Origin of the sequence: Nocardia thailandica NBRC 100428 (genome assembly GCF_000308795.1) — a bacterium.
Taxonomy (GTDB): Bacteria; Actinomycetota; Actinomycetes; order Mycobacteriales; family Mycobacteriaceae; genus Nocardia; species Nocardia thailandica.
The window spans coordinates 134,696-150,071 of the sequence record NZ_BAGK01000127.1; the positions used below are offsets into that span (position 1 = coordinate 134,696).

Here is a 15,376-nt window from a genome sequence, read left to right on the forward strand (position 1 = left end):
GCGGCCCTCGATCAGCGAATCCGGGAGGACACCGCGGATGAGCGCGTATCCGTATCCACCCGCGCGGCGGCGGGGCGGCTGGGGGACCGGCGCCGGATTGGTGACGGCGGTGTTCGTGTTCCTCCCCGCCAGTTTCTACCTGCGCCAGAGCCTGCACCTGCCGGGGATCCCGACCGGCGGTCAGCCGCTGCGGGAGGTCCCGCTGACCTACTGGCTGTCGTGGGCGGGCGCGCTCGGCGTGCTCGCCGCCCCCGCGGGCGTGGCCGCGCTGCTTCCCCGTGTCCGCGCGGCCGCGAGCGCCTACGCCGGGGCCGCGCTCGGCGCCGGCGCGCTGCTGGCGGCGATGGTGATCGCCTGCGAGATCACCGGATTCGGCCCGTCGTGACCGGGGGGCCGGGGGAGCGGGCCGTCAGCCCCGGGAGGCGAGTGCCCCGTGGAGCAGGGTGTCGAGGATCCGTTCGAGATCACCGGCGCCGAGCTCGCGTCCCCGCAACAGCAGCCGCAGCCAGATCGCGCCGGCGAGCAGGTCCATGACCGTCTCCGGGTCCGTGCCCGCGGCGAGTTCGCCGCGCTCGACGGCCCGGTCGAAGATCGGCCGCTCCCTGGCCAGGCGGTCGGCGAAGAAGGCGCGCCCGAGTTCGGCGAGCTCGGGCCTGCGCGGCGCGGCCGCCAGCACCGGGCCGATGACGGCGGCGCTGTCGGGGCCGGTCAGCAGGCCGACGATGCCCTCGGCGAGCGCGCGCAGATCGCCGCGCAGGGAACCGGTGTCGGGCAGGGTGAACGCCAGCAGCGGCGAGCGAACCAGCGCGGCGGCCAGCAGCGCGTCCTTGGACGGCCACCACCGGTAGAGCGTCGTCTTGTTGACCCCCGCCCGCGCCGCCACCGCCTCCACGGTCAGCCCGTCGTAGCCCTTGTCGGTCACCAGGGCCAGCGTCGCCGCGAAGATCTCGGCCGCTTTGCGGGGACCCTGCCCGTTCGGTGTCGCCACATCCACGGCGATCAATATACAACGCGACGTTGCGTTGCGAACCGCGCCGGATTACCGTTTGCAACGCAACGTTGCGTTGCAAAGCGGCGGTGCCGAACCGCTCCCGATCGACGACAGGACGAGACATGCGCACGACGACCGTGGCCTGGGGCCTGCTGCTGGCCTGGCTGGCCAACGACACCGAGGAGTGGTTCACCATGGCGCCGTGGTCGCGGCGCGTGGCCGCCGACCCGGATCGCGCGGCGACGGGCCCGGCGTGGCTGCGCAGGCCCGTCTCCGACGAGCACGCGCACACCGCGATCGCGCTGATGGGTGGCCTGGTCACCGCGGCCGCCGCGGCCGGGGCGGCGACCGGCGGGCGGTCGCGGTTCTTCCAGGCCGCCCTGGTCGGCTTCGGCGCCCACGGGTTCGGGCACCTGGCCCTGAGCGCCGCGCACCGGGGTTACACCCCGGGCGTGGCGACCGCGCCCACCGTCGTCATCCCGTACGCGCTGTGGGCATGGCGGGAGCTGGGCCGTGCCGGGGTGCGGCGCGCCGACGCGGGCACGTGGCTCGGCGCGGCCGCGCTGGTGCCCGCCTCGCTGGCGCTGACCCACCTGGCCGCGGAGCGGCTGACGCGCTGATCAGGAACCGACGACGTTGCGGGCGCGCCCGACGATGAGCGGGTCGGCGGGGGCGACGACCTCGGGATCCTTGTTGTCGTAGTCGAACAGGCCGAGGACGTGGCGCATGGCGTTGAGGCGGGCCCGCTTCTTGTCGTTGCTCTTGACCACCGTCCAGGGGGCGATATCGGTGTCGGTGTGGGCGAAGTTCTCCTCCTTGGCCGCGGTGTAGTCGTCCCACTTGTCCAGGGAGGCCAGGTCCATCGGGGACAGCTTCCACTGGCGGACGGGGTCGACCTGGCGGATGGCGAAGCGGGTGCGCTGCTCCAGCGGCGAGACCGAGAACCAGAACTTCACCAGGTCGATCCCGTCGTCGACGAGCATGCGCTCGAACAACGGCACCTGAGCCAGGAAGCGCCGATGCTGTTCGGGGGTGCAGAAACCCATCACCCGCTCGACGCCCGCCCGGTTGTACCAGGAGCGGTCGAACAGCACGATTTCCCCGGCCGCGGGTAGGTGCTCCACATACCGCTGGAAGTACCACTGGGTCTGCTCGCGGGTGGTCGGCTTCTCCAGCGCCACCACGCGCGCCCCGCGCGGATTGAGATGTTCCATGAACCGTTTGATCGTGCCGCCCTTGCCCGCCGCGTCGCGGCCCTCGAACACGATGACCAGCCGTCTGCCGTTGGCCTTGACCCAGTTCTGCAGCTTGAGCAGCTCGATCTGCAGCAGCCGCTTGTCGGCCTCGTAGACCGGGCGCTCGAGGCGCGCGGGGTAGGGGTAGTCCTCGCGCCAGGTGTCGACGACGTAGCCGCCGTCGGCGGTGAGCAGCAGCGGGTCGTCGTCGTCGAGATCGTCGACGGTGAAGCCGGTGGTGTCGGTCAGATCGATCGCGGTCGCGAGATCGGCGATCTCGCTCAGGTCGCGCAGCAGCGGCGGGGTGGCGAAGTCGGTCATTCCGCGACGTTAACGACCGAATCCGACCGGCCGGTGAACGCCAGGTGCCCTCAGGCGGCGCGCAACACGAGCACGCTGACCTCGCTGGGGGCGAACAGCCGCAGCGGAGGACCCCAGAATCCCGTGCCCCGGCTGGTGTAGAGCTGGGTGTTGTGCCCGTGGCGGCTCAGCCCCGCCACGACCGGCTGGTCGAGGCGCACCAGGTAGTGGAAGGGCCAGATCTGGCCGCCGTGGGTGTGCCCGGAGATCTGCAGGTCGACGTTGCCCGCGACCGCCTCGACGATCTGCTTGGGCTGGTGGGCCAGCAGCACCACCGGCGCCTTCGGCGCGCCGGCGAGCGCGGCGGGCAGGTCGGGGCCGTGCCCGGGCAGGGCGATGCCGGTGGGGTCGTCGATGCCGGCCAGCACGAGCTGGTCGTCGCCGCGGGTCAGCACGCGGTGCTCGTTGCGCAACGGCTGCCAGCCGAGGGCGCGCATGTGCTCGATCCAGGCGAGCGCGTCGCCGAAGTACTCGTGGTTACCGGTGATGTAGAACTTGCCGAGCGGGGCCTGGACCCCGGCGAGCGGATCGACCTGGGCCTTGCGGCGCTCGAACGGGCCGTCGGCGAGATCGCCCGCGTGGCAGGCGATGTCGGGGTGCTGGGCGTTGACCAGTTCGACGACCCGCCGCGACCAGCGTTCGCGGTCGGTGGCGGCGAAGTGGGTGTCGGTCACCACGACGACCCGCACGCCGTCCAGCGCGGCGCCGAGCCCGGTGATCGGCACCTCGACGGTGCGCACGCGCGGCAGCCGCCGCGCCTCGTACATCGCCCAGGCGACGAGGGCGGCCGTGAGCGCGGCCACCGCGACGGCCACCGCCGCGGCCGTGTCCGCCACGCCGGCCAGGCTCAGCACGCCGCCGACGACCGCCCCGGCGATCGACCAGGTGAACAGGATCCAGGCCACCCCGAGCAGGGTGTCGCCGACGAGCACGGCGGCGTCGGACTGGGCGGGGCCGTGCCCGAGGATCATGGTCACCGGCAGCAGCAGCGTCAGCCCGACCCACAGGGCGGTCCCGGTCCAGAACCAGGGCCCGCCCGAGCCGGCGGGCGCGGCGACGAGGGTCCACCACGGTGCCGCGAACAGCAACGCGGCGACGGTGAGGGCGATGAGCAGGCGCAGAGCGATCTTCACGTGACGGGTCCTCGGGGGCAGGGCCGGAACTCGCTGCCCCGGACGCCGTCCATAGTAGCGGAGGAATGACCTCCGATTAGCGGGCGGGACGCGGCGCGCACCGACCCTGTTCGAGCGGCCGCCGCGCGGGTATGTCCCGTCGTGCCACACCGACGAGAAAGGACCGCCATGAGCCTGCGTGACACCATCGCCCAGCTGCATCAGGACATCACCACCGCCGAGGACACCGGCGACCACGACACCGCCGCGCGCCTGCGCCGCGAGCTCGAGGAGGCGCAGCGGGCCGAGCGGGACGCCGGTCGCGGCGAAGGCTGAGCGCTCAGTCCTGCGAAGGCGGCAGGATCGGCGGGGTGAAGACCTCTTCCAGGGGTATCGGGCCGGTGTAGCGGCGGCACCGGCAGCCCACCCATTCGCGCATACCGTGCATGCCGCGCCGGGAGGTCTCGGCGTTGCACCGGCCGCTCTCGCGGTCGTGCAGCGCCAGATCGTGCCCGCATCCGCAGCGCGCGAGTGCCCTGCCGCGTCCGGGGGCACCGCCGCGCGAGGGTACGAATCGGCCCGCCACCCAGCCGAGCGCGAGCAACCCCGCCCCGACCGCCAGACTCACAGGATCCACCTGTCCACGGTATACGGCCCGGTGCCCGGTCGAAAACCGTTCGGCGGGATCACCGTTCACCCCGCCACCGAGGTCGTCACCGACTGGATCGAGCGCGGCACCGACTATCCGGGCGGGCCCCGACCCGACACCGCGCGCGAGCTGATGATGGCGATCCTGGTCGGCCTCGACGGCGCGTTCGTCCTCGGCCGCACCCTGCGGTCGGCCGAGCCGCGGCACGCGCCGGCCGCCCGCGTCGAGGACCAGCTCGCGCACGCCGAAACCCCGGAAGGCGCGACGGGACACCGTCTTCCGGGGTGACTGCGAGCGATACCGTCAGCCGGGGCCGACCGGCAGCAGGAAGTCCGCGGTGTCGCCCGCGGCGTCGGTGACGCGCAGTCGGGTGAACACCGCGGGGCTGCCGTGCGGGCCCGAGAGCCGCACCGTGACCGGGCGCTGGGCGACCGGTCCGGTGGCGCAGTCCGGGACGCAGGTCTTGCGGTGTTCGGTGCCGGTGGCCTCGGCCGCCTCCTCGTCCCAGCGGGTCCAGGTCAGGCCCGAGAGGTGTTCGCCGAGATCGGCGCAGGTGGGGGTGAGGGAGGCGGGCTGGGTGACCGCGACGTCGGCGCAGTCGTAGACGACCGGCAGCGATGCCGGGCGGGCCTGACCCGCCGCGATCACCGTGCAGGCCAGGGCGGTGGTGGCCAGAACCGGGACGACCATGACACGCACGGGCAAGCTCCCTTCGTCGGCTGTGCGGTCACGCTACGCCGCCGCGGCGGCGATCCGGCGGACCCACGCCGGGGTTGCGCTCACCCTGATTCCGGGCAGCCGCGGCGGGGCGAGCTGCGCACCCGCCGTGCGCATCTCGCCGGGGCGGCGGCCGGACACCGCGCGCAGGTGGTAGGAAAGGGACGTGTCGGCAACTGACGGAAAGTCTGGTTCGGTCGCGCGTTCGCGCGCAGTGGACGAGGTCGTGGAGCTGGTCAGCACGCTGATCCGCTTCGACACCTCCAACACCGGCGAGCTGGCCACCACCAAGGGCGAACGCGAATGCGCCCAGTGGGTGGCCGGTCAGCTCGCGGAGGTGGGATACGAGACCGAGTACGTGGAATCGGGCGCGCCCGGCCGCGGCAACGTCTTCGCCCGCCTGCCCGGCGCGGATTCCTCGCGCGGGGCGCTGATGATCCACGGGCACCTGGACGTGGTGCCCGCCCAGGCGTCGGACTGGAGCGTGCACCCGTTCTCCGGCGCGGTGCAGGACGGCTACGTCTGGGGCCGCGGCGCGGTCGACATGAAGGACATGGTCGGCATGACCCTGGCGGTGGCCCGCCAGTTCAAGGCCGAGGGCACCGTCCCGCCGCGCGATCTGGTGTTCGCGTTCCTGGCCGACGAGGAGAACGGCGGCAAGTGGGGGTCGCACTGGCTGGTGGACAACCGGCCCGACCTGTTCGCCGGGGTGAGCGAGGCGGTCGGCGAGGTCGGCGGATTCTCGCTGACCGTGCCGCGCCCCGACGGCACCGAACGGCGCCTGTACCTGGTGGAGACCGCCGAGAAGGGCCTGGGCTGGATGCGCCTGCGGGCCAAGGCCCGCGCCGGGCACGGCTCGTTCCTGCACGAGGACAACGCGGTCACCATCCTGGCCGAGGCGGTGGCCCGGCTGGGCCGCCACACCTTCCCGCTGGTGCTCTCGGACTCGGTGGCCGAGTTCCTCGCCGCGGTCTCGGAGGAGACCGGGCTGACCTTCGACCCGGACTCGCCCGACATCGAGGGCCAGCTGGCGAAGCTGGGTACGATCTCGCGCATCATCGGGGCCACCCTGCGCGACACCGCCAACCCGACCATGCTCAGCGCCGGCTACAAGGCCAACGTCATCCCGCAGACCGCGGAGGCCGTCGTGGACTGCCGCGTCGTGCCGGGCCGCCAGGCCGCCTTCGAGCGCGAGGTCGACGAACTCATCGGCCCCGACGTCGAACGCGAGTGGATCACCAAGCTCGACTCCTACGAGACCACCTTCGACGGCAGGCTCGTCGACGCCATGAACGAGGCGGTGCTTGCCAACGACCCGCAGGGCCGCACGGTGCCCTACATGCTCTCCGGCGGCACCGACGCCAAGGCCTTCGCCCGCCTCGGTATCCGCTGCTTCGGGTTCGCCCCGCTGCAGCTGCCGCCCGAGCTGGACTTCACCGCGCTGTTCCACGGGGTGGACGAACGGGTTCCGGTGCGGTCACTGGAATTCGGCACCCAGGTCCTGGAACACTTCCTGCTGCACAGCTGAACCCGAACCCCGCGAATCGGAGTCGCCATGAGCTACAACCCCTATGCCGCCCTGCCCGAGGTGCCCACCTTCACCCTGACCTCGGCCGATGTCACCGACGGCGCGCCACTGGCCAACGACCAGGTCTCGGGCGTGTTCGGCGCGGGTGGCAAAGACATCTCCCCCCAGCTGAGCTGGTCCGGGTTCCCGGAGGGCACCGAGAGTTTCGCGGTCACCGTCTACGACCCCGACGCCCCCACCGCCTCCGGCTTCTGGCACTGGGCCGTGGCGAACATCCCCGCCTCGGTGACCTCGCTCGACAGCGGCGCGGGCAGCGAGGGCGGCACGCTGCCCGAGGGCGCGGTGACCCTGCGCAACGACGGCGGCTTCCCCGGTTTCGTCGGCGCCGCCCCGCCGCCCGGGCACGGCCCGCACCGCTACTTCGTCGTCGTGCACGCGGTGGACGTGCCCGCTCTGGAGGTCGGCCCCGACGCCAGCCCGGCCTTCCTCGGTTTCAACCTGTTCTCCCACACCCTCGCTCGCGCGACCCTGATCGGCACCTACGAGCAGCACTGAGCCGTGACGGCGCGAAGGCCCCCGGGAAAAATCTCCGGGGGCCTTCGCTTTTCGCGGACGCTACTTGACGTTGACGATGTGCTCGGGCGGGTTCTCCGCGTAGAGGTCGGCGATGGTGGTGGCGTACTTCTGGTTGATCGGCACGCGCTTGAGCGACATCTTCGGGGTGAGCTCGTCACCGCCGGGCTCCCAGACGCTGTCGGCGACGGCGAAGCGCTTGACCTGCTCCACCCGCGAGAGCTTGGTGTTGCCCGCGGCGACGGCCGCGGTGACCTCGGCGACGATCTCGGGGCGGCGCACCAGTTCGGCGAAGGTGGCGTCGGTGGCGCCGAGTTCCTTGGCGCGCAGGGCGACCACGTCCGGGTCGAGCATGATCAGGGCGGTGATATACGGGCGCGCCTCGCCGATGGCCACGGCCTGCCCGACGATCGAGGAGGCGGCCTTGAGCGCGTTCTCGATGTTGGAGGGGGCGATGTTCTTGCCCGCCTCGGTGATGATGAGTTCCTTCTTGCGGTCCACGATGCGCAGGTAGCCGTCGGCGTCGAGGGTGCCGATGTCGCCGGTGCGCAGCCAGCCGTCGGCGTCGAACGCCTCGGCGGTCTTCTCGGGCATGTTGCGGTAGCCGGCGGTGACGATGGGGCCGCGGACCAGGACCTCGCCGTCGGCGTCCAGGCGCAGCTCCAGCCCGTCGAGCGGGCGACCGACCGAACCGGGGCGCGGCTTGTCCAGCTCGGTGTAGGTGCCGACGCCGGTGGTCTCGGACATGCCCCACACCTCCGAGACCGTGAAGCCGAGGCCGAGGAAGAACTCGAGGGTCTCCGGCGGCACGGGCGCGGCGCCGGAGGCGGCGACCTTGAGCTCGTCCAGGCCCAGCGCGCCACGCAGCTTCGACAGCACCAGCGCCTCGGCCAGGGTGTGCTGGACGCCCAGCAGCGGGGAACCGCCGCCGCCCGCGAGCTGGGCGCGTGCCCGGGCGACGCCGGTGCCGATCGCCCACTGCGCCAGGGCCTTCTTCACCCCGGACTCGCCGGCGATCTTGTTCTCGATGCCGGTCTTGATCTTCTGCCACACCCGGGGCACGCCGAAGAACGCGGTCGGGCGCGCGTCGGGCAGCGCGGCGGCGATCTCGCGCGGGTCGGGCACGGTGGTCAGCTGGATGCCGGTGATCTGGTTCATCGCGTGCGCCGAGATGCGGTCGGCGACATGGGCGGCGGGCAGATACGAGACCGCGCGGTCGTCGGGGCCGACCGGCAGGGCGCCGGCGACAAGGCCCTTGACCTGGGCCAGCACGTTGGTGTGGGAGATCTCCACGCCCTTGGACGGGCCGGTGGTGCCCGAGGTGTAGATCAGGGTGGCCAGGTCGCCGGGGCGCACGGCCTTCCAGGCGGCCTCGAAGTCGAAGCCGTCCTTGGGGTTGGACTCCACGTCGTCGAGGGTCAGCGCGCCGGAGACGGGTCCGTCGACCACGATCAGGTGCTCGATCTCGGTGCCCGCGGCCCGGACGGCGTCCAGGAAGGCCTGTTCGGTGACCACGACCTTGTTGCCCGCGTTGGTGAACACGTGCGCGATCTGCTCGGGGGAGCTGGTGTTGTAGACCGAGAACGGGGCCGCGCCCAGGTGCAGGGCGGCGGTGTCGACGAGGTTGAACTCGGGCCGGTTGGTCAGCATGAGGCCGACGGTGTCGCCGTGGCCGACGCCGAGTTCGGCCAGGCCCGCGGCCAGCGCCCGCACCCGGCGGTCGTATTCGGCCCAGGTGATCTCGGTCGTGCCGCCGACGGTGCGCAGTGCCACCCCGTCGGGCCGCAGGGCGACCGTCTCCTGGAAGGCGGCCACGACGGTGTGCACCGTTGCGCCGGACGTGTGAACCAAACCGATTTCTGTCGTCATAATCCCTGTTCCCACTGGTGCCGCTGACAGATTGGAGGCAAATCTGTCTCATCGACTCAAACGTAGCGCGTCGTGTGGCGCAACTCACTCATGGTAACCAGACAAACGGGATTGTGGTGGGGGTTACGGCGCCGGTGCCCACGGCGCGGACTCGCCCGGGATCATGTGCCCGCGCCGGGTCCGCTTGGCCTCCAGGTAGCGTCGGCCGCGATCGGTGCGCAGCGGCACCGCCAGCGGCAGCACCTCGACCGCGATGCCCGCCTGCTGCACGGCCGCCAGCTTGTCGGGATTGTTGGTGAGCAACCGGATCCGGGTCAGGCCGAGGCGGGCCAGTTCGGCCGCCGCGGGCGCGTAGGAGCGCGCATCGGGCGGCAGGCCGAGCCGGTCGTAGCCGGTGAAGGTGTCCAGATCGTGGCGTTCGCACTCGCGGTAGCCGCGCGCCTTCCACAGCAGCCCCGCGCCACGGCCCTCCTGCTCCAGATACACCAGGACCCCGCCGCCCTCGGCCTGCATCATGTCCATCGAGCGGGCCAGCTCCGGGCCGCAGTCGCAGTCGTCGGAACCCAGCGCGTCGCCGTAGAGGCAGCGGGAGTGCAAGCGCACCAGCGGATTGTCACCCAGTTCGCCGAAGATCAGCAGATGCCCGCCGTCGGCCGCGTCCGGTAGCTGCCGCACCCGCACCCTGATCTCGGCACCGCCCCGGCTGAACAGGTGCTCGACCTCGTCCTCGTCGGGCTCGGGGCCCGCGTCCGGCACGGTCGGCAGGGTGATGGTCACAGCGCTCCTCGACGACGAAGGGATTGACAGCGCAAGCAGGTGAACGAGCAACGCGCGAGAGACTACTCGCCACGCCGAGGCCCGGCACGCCCGGCGACGGCGCGGCGTCCGGTCACCGCGCAGTGAGGTCAGTCACCGCGCGGGAGACCGGCGAACAGGGCGACCACCCGGTCCACCTCGGCCACCGTCGGCAGCGCCGCGGTGACCGCACCCAGCTGCTGGGTGGTGAACATGGCCGCGGTCGCCCAGCGGTAGTCCTCGGCGTCGAGCGGGCCATGGGCGTCGACCAGGCGGCGGGCCAGCGCGGCCGCGAACGCCGCGGCCGCGCCCGGTGCCGAGCGCAGCACCGGCGGGAAGTCGTCGATCAGCAGTTCGCCGCCGTCGGCGAAGACCCGGCAGTGGAAGTCGGACAGCGCGCACACCGTGCCGACGCCGAGGCCGCGCAGCAGCCGCGCCACGTCGGCGGTGTCGCCCGCGTCGGCCTCGGGCAGCATGGCGCGCAGCTCGGCGGTGGTGCCCGCCAGGAAGTCCACCGCGCCCAGGTGGGTGTAGAGGCTCTGGGGCACCGGGGTGCGCGGCGTCGGGCACAGGACGACCTGGGGGCGCGGGTCGAGTTCGGCCACCGCGCCGAGGAGTTGCTCGATCACCCGGGCGGGCGGCTCGAAGGTCGCCACCACCACCGCCGAGCCGGCCAGGGCCGCGCGCAGCGCCCCGCTGCGCAGGTCCTCGCCGGTGAGCTGCACGCGTTCGTCGTGGCAGCCGATGAGCTGGGCGGCGCCGGTGGCGGTCTGCACGACCGCGGTGATCAGTGTGGGGGCGAAGGGCACCAGCTTGACCAGGTCGCGGTGCACGCCCTCCTCCGACAGCAGCGACAGGATGGCCCGGCCGTTCTCGTCGCCGCCGATGGCGGCCACCAGTTGCGCGTCCAGGCCGAGCCGGGCCGCGGCGACCGCGCGGTTGAGGCCCTTGCCGCCGGGATGACCGGTGAATGTGCCCGAGGCGGGCAGGTTCTCGGTGGCGAAGGCGTCCACCGTGTAGAGGTGGTCGATCACCGCGTCGCCGACGACGGTGACCGTCGCGCCCGCGCCGAGGGGCCGCGCCGGGGGCGGCGGGTAGCCGTTGGCCACGGCCAGCAGGCCCGCCAGGGCGGTGAAGGTCTGGTGCTCGACGACCGTGCGCAGCCGCTTGACCGTGGGCGCGCCGGGCGCCGGGCCGGCGTCGATCACCTCGTGCAGTGCGTTCCAGTGCGTGGCCAGGTACAGGCGCCGGTCGCCGAGGTTCTCCGCGTAGAGCCGGTCCGCCTCCAGCCCCGGCGGCAGGTCGTCGCGGAGCAGGCCGAGCGACAGGGCGGCGTCGGCGATGAGCAGATCGGAGGGCGGCAATTGCCGTGCCACGTCACGCAGGACCGCGGGCACCGCTTCCTCGCGGGCGACGCCCGTGCGCTGGGCGTGCCGGGCGATGGCGGGCAGGGCCAGCAGGGGAGTGACGTCGATCTCGGTGTGCCGCAAGCGTTCCGGGCTCAGGCCCGTGTACTTGCACAAACGGGTCAGAATGTCGCGCAGGGCGACCGTGCGGTCGTCGTGCGTAGCCATCGGCGTGGTCCGCCTCTCCGGGAAGGGGTGCGTGGCAGGTTTGACACCGGTTCTGTCCGGGCAATTATCCAAGTAGAATGGCAATTGTCCGCACCGATTGGCAAATGCCACACCGATTTCGGGGAGGATCGCCTCTCCGACCATCCGATCCGGAAGGCTGGTGTGCGATGACCCTGCACGTGACCCCCGACCGCATCACCAGCGACCGCACCCCCGAATACGCCGAACGACAGCCCGGCGGCGGGTGGCGACTGAGCTGGCTGGCCGGACGCGACCTCACCGTCGAACAGGCCAGGACCGGCATGGAACTCGACGAACTGCTCTCGTGCCCCGACGGCGTGCACGACCGGCTGACCCACGCCCGCATCCACGCCTGCGCCGACGCGCTCGGCATGATCTGGGAACAGGTGGCGATCATCCTGTTCAAGCGGATGGTCGACCGCGACCTCGCGGTCACCGGCGAACCCCCGCGCCGGGACCCGCCGCCGAGCCGGCCGCGCAGCGCGCACCGGCTCGGCGGTCACCTCAGTTCGGGACCGGCCTACTACGGCTGATCAGGACGCGGCGCTGTCGCGGCTGTGCTCGGCACCGACCGCCTCGGCGATCGAGGCGTAGCCGCCCGCGCGCAACTTGGCGGCTAGGCCGCGGTGGATGCGGCGGGTCCAGAACGCGCCGCCGTAGATGAAGCCGGTGTAGCCCTGCAGCAGGGTCGCGCCTGCCAGGATCCGCTCCCAGGCCTGCTCGGGGGTCTCGATGCCGCCGACCGAGATCAGCACCAGCCGGTCCCCGACCCGGCGGTGGAGCCTGCGCAGGACCTCCAGGGACCGGTCGGCCACCGGCGCGCCCGACAGGCCGCCCGCGCCCATCGCCTCGACCTCCGCGGCCGGGGTCCGCAGGCCGTCGCGGCGGATGGTGGTGTTGGTGGCCACGATGCCGGCCAGGCCCAGCTCCACGGCCAGGTCGGCCACGGCGTCGACGTCCTCGTCGGACAGGTCCGGCGCGATCTTGACCAGCACCGGAACCCGGACGACGTCGAGCACGGCGGCCAGGATCGGGCGCAGCGACTCCACCGCCTGCAGGTCACGCAGGCCCGGGGTGTTGGGGGAGGAGACGTTGACCACCACGAAGTCGGCCAGCGGACCGAGCAGGCGGGCGCTGGTCGCGTAGTCGGCCGCGGCCGCCTCGGGCTCGACGACCTTGGTCTTGCCGATGTTGGCGCCGATCGGCACGCTCGGACGCGCACCGTGCAGGCGCGCGGCCGCCGCGGCGGCGCCGTGGTTGTTGAAGCCCATGCGGTTGATCAGCGCGTGGTCGGCGGGCAGCCGGAACAGCCGCGGCGCCGGGTTGCCCGGCTGGGCCTGGGCGGTCACGGTGCCGATCTCGGCGAAACCGAAACCCAGGGGTCCCCAGGTGTTCGCGCCGTCGGCGTTCTTGTCGAAGCCGGCGGCAAGCCCCAGCGGGGCGGGGAAGTCGACGCCGAACGCCCGGGTGGCCAGGATCGGGTCGTCCACCACGAGCAGCTTGTTCATCGCCCACCGCGACGGCGGGAACCACGCGGCGGCGCGCAGCGCGGCGAAGACCAGGTGATGCACCTTCTCCGGCGGGATCAGGAACAACACGCGTAGCAGCAGGGCGTACATTTCTCGCTCACATTCCGGGTTCGGGCACGGGGAGGACGGTGTTCTTGCGGCGGCGCAGCAGGACCCGGCGGCTGCCGTCGGTGTAGGCGCGCACCCGCGACAGTTCCCAGCCGCCGAACTCGGCCTGGATCGCCAGCCGCATCGAGGCGGTCACCCGGGTGACCTCCGGCGGCAGGCGCAGCGGGACGTACTCGTAGTCGTCGTTGCTGGTCTCCCAGCTGCTGGGCAGGGGTGCGCGGGATCCGTGCGGTCTGCGGGCCATCACTGTCCTCTCTTCCGCTGATCCGCCCCGATCCGCTGCAGACCGTCGCCGGTGGCCGAGGCCACCAGCAGGTCGCCGGTGCGGGTGTCGACGGTCACCGCGTCGGGCTGGCGGACGGTGGCGAACCGGCCCACCTGCACCGGGATACCGGTCGACAGGTCGAAACCGAGGATCTCGTTGCTCTGCGTGCACGTCACCCAGACGACGTCGGCGGCCGGATCGTAGGCGATCGCGTAAGGCGATGATCCTACCGGGAAACGCTGACGCAGCACGAGCGGATCGGCGGTGTAGACCTGCAGCTCCCCGCCCGCGGTGTCGGTGACCAGGATGCGCCCGCGCGTGTCGGCCAGGGCGTTGGTCGCGCCGTCGCCCGCGCGCAGCATGAGCCCGGGTTCGTCGCCCGCGATGGCGGTGACGGTGGTCTGGCGGCGGTCGAGCACCGTGACGTCGTCGCCGGTCAGGGCGATGGCGTCGGTGGAGACCAGGCCGTCCACGGTGCGCACCAGGGTGCCGGTCGGGTCGAATTCGTAGAGCTTGCCGTCGCCGGTACCGGCGAAAAGCGTGCCGTCGGTGCGTGTCTGCACACTGTGCACGTCCCCGTCGACGGGAAGTTCGGTGACCGCGCCGGTGCCCGCGTCGACCCGCAGCACGCGCTCGGGGGCGGCGACGAGCACCTCGCCGGCGCGACCCTGGCCGAGCGCGGCGCCCGCGACCGGCAGCGGCACCGCCCGCACGGCGTCGGGGCGGGTGGGGTCGAGCAGCGACAGCGTGGTGCCCGCGGTGTCGAGGGCGGCCAGGCGCCCGGTGCCGGTCTCGGCGAGCAGCGCCCGCGTGCCGCTCAGCGGCGAGACCGTCCCGGCCGGGGTGCCCGTGGTGGCGGGGGAGACCGCCGCGGTCGCGGGTTCGCGGGTGGGCACGTCGGGGCCGAGTCGGTCACCGGAGCAACCGCTCAGCACGATCAGCGCCGTCGGTCCGGCCAGCGCCGGGATGAGCCAGCCGCGAGCGCGCATGCACCGAACTCCTTCTTCCACGAGATGACGGAATCCAGTTGATCATGACCGGTGCGCGGCGCGCCCGACCGGGTGGTGGGCGTGGTGACCGCGGCGACACCGGATACTGTTGACCCGACGGAAGAGGCGACGGGCAGCCGGCCAGGAGAGCACACCATGAGCGACCGCGGAGCAGCGGGTTTCGGTGTCGATGACGTGACAGCCGGACCTTTCGCCCACGGCTACGGCACCACCGACGACGGCCGGACCTTCGCGTTCCGCACGCGACGCGCCGTCCTGACCCTCGAGATCTACCGCGCCGATCTCGGCGAGCGGGTCCCCGAACCCGGGGACGTGGTCGCGATCGCGCAGGCCGGGGTCAACGACATCGATCTCGGCGACGAACGCAGCATCGCCGCGTTCGTGCACGACCTCATCCCGACCGCGACGCCGGTCGCGGGCACCGGCGGACGCGAGATGACCGTCCTGCGGGGCATCCTGGGGCGGATCAGCGCCGTCATTGATGGTATGTAGATAGTGATGTCGTACACACTTGCCGCCAGGGCCGCCACGGCCGTCACCTGCTTCTCGGCGCTGATCGCACTGACCGCGTGCGGATCGGGCACCGACGAGGCCGCGGTCGACGCCGCCCGCTCGCGCGCCAACGCCTCCCTGTCGAGTTCGGTGGCGGCTTCGTCGAGCAAGGCGCACGCGCCGCTGCCGACGGCGGCCGAACTCGATACCCAGATCAAACGCGCGCTGGATCCGAACCTGCCCGACTCCGAGCGCACGGACCTGATCGAGGACGGGGCGGCGTTCAAGGACGCCATCCCGGACATGTACAAGGCGCTGCGCGACAACCCGCACGCCGTCTACGGCGTGGTCGATCCGGTGTTCGACAACCGTGACGGCACCCTGACCGCGACCATGCGGCTGGACAAGGACGGCTCGGGCACCAACGTGCGCACCACGATCGTGCACTTCGTGCTGATCGACGGGAAGTGGAAGATCTCGCGCACCGATCTGTGCGGCATCCTGCGCTCGGCCGACTACCGCACCTCCGCCTGCGGCTGAGCGCCGAG

At 72.3% G+C, this 15,376-nt stretch carries 20 protein-coding genes; 9 read left to right on the forward strand and 11 right to left on the reverse strand.

Annotation, left to right across the window (positions count from 1 at the left end; translation table 11 throughout):
• Nucleotides 1-37 precede the first annotated feature (37 nt).
• Nucleotides 38-385 (forward strand): hypothetical protein, encoded by a 348-nt coding sequence (locus tag ON36_RS14020; protein WP_043652418.1) that lies wholly within the window; start codon nt 38-40, stop codon nt 383-385.
• 24 nt (nt 386-409) lie between these two features.
• On the opposite strand, the gene ON36_RS14025 is transcribed toward ON36_RS14020, so the two are convergent.
• Nucleotides 410-994, reverse strand: coding sequence for a TetR/AcrR family transcriptional regulator (locus ON36_RS14025; protein ID WP_218001199.1), 585 nt, complete (start codon nt 992-994; stop codon nt 410-412).
• Nucleotides 995-1,113: 119 nt separating this feature from the next.
• On the opposite strand from ON36_RS14025, the gene ON36_RS14030 reads away from it, so the two are divergent.
• The gene (locus ON36_RS14030; protein ID WP_218001200.1) at nt 1,114-1,611 is read left to right on the forward strand and encodes an HXXEE domain-containing protein; all 498 of its coding nucleotides are present in this window, start codon (nt 1,114-1,116) and stop codon (nt 1,609-1,611) included.
• Here ON36_RS14030 and ppk2 read toward each other — a convergent pair whose 3' ends face one another.
• Both ppk2 and ON36_RS14040 read right to left on the reverse strand, forming a co-directional pair.
• Nucleotides 1,612-2,547: a polyphosphate kinase 2 gene (gene ppk2 / locus ON36_RS14035; RefSeq protein WP_174377569.1), complete on the reverse strand. Its 936-nt coding sequence runs from the start codon at nt 2,545-2,547 to the stop codon at nt 1,612-1,614.
• Nucleotides 2,548-2,597: 50 nt separating this feature from the next.
• Entirely contained in the window at nt 2,598-3,719 is a 1,122-nt protein-coding gene (locus ON36_RS14040; protein WP_043652423.1) for a metallophosphoesterase, read from the reverse strand.
• A gap of 168 nt (nt 3,720-3,887) precedes the next feature.
• Between ON36_RS14040 and ON36_RS34705 the strand changes: the two genes are divergently transcribed.
• On the forward strand, nt 3,888-4,034 hold the full coding sequence (locus ON36_RS34705) for a hypothetical protein (protein ID WP_157224868.1): 147 nt from the start codon (nt 3,888-3,890) through the stop codon (nt 4,032-4,034).
• A gap of 4 nt (nt 4,035-4,038) precedes the next feature.
• Here the strand turns inward: ON36_RS34705 and ON36_RS14045 are convergent, their stop codons facing one another.
• A complete protein-coding gene (locus ON36_RS14045) occupies nt 4,039-4,335 on the reverse strand; it encodes a hypothetical protein (protein WP_043652426.1) in 297 nt (98 codons plus the stop codon).
• A 21-nt stretch (nt 4,336-4,356) separates the two neighbouring features.
• Between ON36_RS14045 and ON36_RS14050 the strand changes: the two genes are divergently transcribed.
• The gene (locus tag ON36_RS14050) at nt 4,357-4,635 is read left to right on the forward strand and encodes a hypothetical protein (RefSeq protein ID WP_052313969.1); all 279 of its coding nucleotides are present in this window, start codon (nt 4,357-4,359) and stop codon (nt 4,633-4,635) included.
• A 15-nt stretch (nt 4,636-4,650) separates the two neighbouring features.
• Here the strand turns inward: ON36_RS14050 and ON36_RS14055 are convergent, their stop codons facing one another.
• Nucleotides 4,651-5,046, reverse strand: coding sequence for a hypothetical protein (locus ON36_RS14055; protein WP_157224869.1), 396 nt, complete (start codon nt 5,044-5,046; stop codon nt 4,651-4,653).
• A 184-nt stretch (nt 5,047-5,230) separates the two neighbouring features.
• Here ON36_RS14055 and ON36_RS14060 point away from each other — a divergent pair, with 184 nt between their 5' ends.
• Nucleotides 5,231-6,592: a M20/M25/M40 family metallo-hydrolase gene (locus tag ON36_RS14060; RefSeq protein WP_281004859.1), complete on the forward strand. Its 1,362-nt coding sequence runs from the start codon at nt 5,231-5,233 to the stop codon at nt 6,590-6,592.
• Nucleotides 6,593-6,619: 27 nt separating this feature from the next.
• Entirely contained in the window at nt 6,620-7,147 is a 528-nt protein-coding gene (locus ON36_RS14065; RefSeq protein ID WP_043652434.1) for a YbhB/YbcL family Raf kinase inhibitor-like protein, read from the forward strand.
• Between the two features lie 60 nt (nt 7,148-7,207).
• Here ON36_RS14065 and ON36_RS14070 read toward each other — a convergent pair whose 3' ends face one another.
• The 3 genes from ON36_RS14070 to ON36_RS14080 form a co-directional block, all read right to left on the reverse strand.
• Nucleotides 7,208-9,034, reverse strand: a complete 1,827-nt coding sequence (locus tag ON36_RS14070) for an AMP-dependent synthetase/ligase (protein ID WP_043652437.1) — start codon at nt 9,032-9,034, stop codon at nt 7,208-7,210.
• 123 nt (nt 9,035-9,157) lie between these two features.
• On the reverse strand, nt 9,158-9,811 hold the full coding sequence (locus tag ON36_RS14075; RefSeq protein WP_245558073.1) for a GTP cyclohydrolase II: 654 nt from the start codon (nt 9,809-9,811) through the stop codon (nt 9,158-9,160).
• A gap of 128 nt (nt 9,812-9,939) precedes the next feature.
• On the reverse strand, nt 9,940-11,403 hold the full coding sequence (locus tag ON36_RS14080) for a PfkB family carbohydrate kinase (RefSeq protein WP_043652440.1): 1,464 nt from the start codon (nt 11,401-11,403) through the stop codon (nt 9,940-9,942).
• A gap of 167 nt (nt 11,404-11,570) precedes the next feature.
• Between ON36_RS14080 and ON36_RS14085 the strand changes: the two genes are divergently transcribed.
• Nucleotides 11,571-11,957, forward strand: a complete 387-nt coding sequence (locus ON36_RS14085) for a hypothetical protein (RefSeq protein ID WP_174377570.1) — start codon at nt 11,571-11,573, stop codon at nt 11,955-11,957.
• Here the strand turns inward: ON36_RS14085 and ON36_RS14090 are convergent, their stop codons facing one another.
• Genes ON36_RS14090 through ON36_RS14100 form a run of 3 tightly spaced genes read right to left on the reverse strand, consistent with a single transcriptional unit; the run spans nt 11,958 to nt 14,315 of the window.
• A complete protein-coding gene (locus tag ON36_RS14090; protein WP_043652443.1) occupies nt 11,958-13,043 on the reverse strand; it encodes a quinone-dependent dihydroorotate dehydrogenase in 1,086 nt (361 codons plus the stop codon).
• Nucleotides 13,044-13,050: 7 nt separating this feature from the next.
• The gene (locus ON36_RS14095; protein ID WP_043652446.1) at nt 13,051-13,305 is read right to left on the reverse strand and encodes a DUF5703 family protein; all 255 of its coding nucleotides are present in this window, start codon (nt 13,303-13,305) and stop codon (nt 13,051-13,053) included.
• Nucleotides 13,305-14,315: a lipoprotein gene (locus tag ON36_RS14100; protein WP_043652449.1), complete on the reverse strand. Its 1,011-nt coding sequence runs from the start codon at nt 14,313-14,315 to the stop codon at nt 13,305-13,307. Before ON36_RS14100 ends, ON36_RS14095 begins: the two co-directional genes overlap by 1 nt.
• A gap of 195 nt (nt 14,316-14,510) precedes the next feature.
• Between ON36_RS14100 and ON36_RS14105 the strand changes: the two genes are divergently transcribed.
• Nucleotides 14,511-14,828, forward strand: coding sequence for a hypothetical protein (locus ON36_RS14105; protein ID WP_245558074.1), 318 nt, complete (start codon nt 14,511-14,513; stop codon nt 14,826-14,828).
• A gap of 6 nt (nt 14,829-14,834) precedes the next feature.
• Nucleotides 14,835-15,368 carry a WKL family lipoprotein gene (locus tag ON36_RS14110; protein ID WP_052313970.1) on the forward strand — a complete coding sequence of 178 codons (534 nt, stop codon included), beginning with the start codon at nt 14,835-14,837 and terminating at the stop codon, nt 15,366-15,368.
• Nucleotides 15,369-15,376 lie beyond the last annotated feature (8 nt).